At 27.8% G+C, this 950-nt stretch carries 1 protein-coding gene; it reads right to left on the reverse strand.

Annotated elements, in window-relative coordinates:
- Positions 1–141: 141 nt before the first annotated feature.
- On the reverse strand, positions 142–921 hold the full coding sequence (locus HC176_RS15520; protein WP_167919880.1) for a hypothetical protein: 780 nt from the start codon (positions 919–921) through the stop codon (positions 142–144).
- Positions 922–950 lie beyond the last annotated feature (29 nt).

Consider the following 950-nt stretch of genomic DNA (forward strand, 5'->3'; position numbering starts at 1 on the left):
TGCCAACGGTTTGTGTAAGGATAGTTGCGTGTAAAAGCAACTAACTTACTAAAAATGGAACGAACCAGAGGAAAATCCGCAGGATTTTCCGAGTAGGCAAGAACCAAGCAATTATTTTTACACGTTGTTACAAATAGTTTTTTAAAAATCAATTTCAAATGTTTCTACTGTAACGTTATCAATGTCATCATGATTAACAATCTTTTCAGGAAGTCCATTGCTATTATATTCATACTGAAAGCTATTTGAGTTTCCTGCATTAATATCCATTGCTTTAACTAAATTATTTTTTCCTAAAAAAAGTTCCCTCAAGTTAATATGTGGTCTATTTGCTCCATGAAAAGTTGTAAGAACAATTTGAATATCATTAAAAGAATCTATATTTTTAAAAGGAGAGAATTTTTCTCCATATTGGTATTCTAAAATAATTGAGTTAGTTAAATCTTCTATTTTAGTAATATTGCCATTTTCAATTGTTAGTTTTTCGGAAAAAGCAAATTCATAAACATCACTATTATTTTTGAAAAAATGATTTCTAGTTATTGAATTTCCCTGATACTCCAAATCAGTTCTGACATATTCATTGGCATTTTCTCCATACCAAAAGTAATAACGAGTTAATCTATTTTGGGAGTCATATTCCAAGTCATATTGTCCATCTATATTTTCAAAATCAATTTTTATTAAATTCGAATTTTCGTAATAAAATCTATCTATTATTGTAGAATGAGAACCTGTCAAAGAACTAATTTGATTGTTCATATATTCCAAATTATAATTAGCTGTATTTTGTTGGTTTACTATTCTAACAGTATTTGGTAAATTATTCTGTGGTTCCGAAGTTTCCTCATTATCGTTTTCAGAACAAGAGAAGGTCAAAATGATTAGTGCAAAGTATAATATCTGAAATTTATTATTCATGGTATTGTTGTTAAATTATTTGTAACGGT

The organism is Tamlana crocina (assembly GCF_012037625.1).

Coding starts and splice junctions, on each gene's coding strand:
- HC176_RS15520 (WP_167919880.1), bottom strand. CDS start 921: ATGAATAATAAATTTCAGATATTATACTTTGCACTAATCATTTTGACC.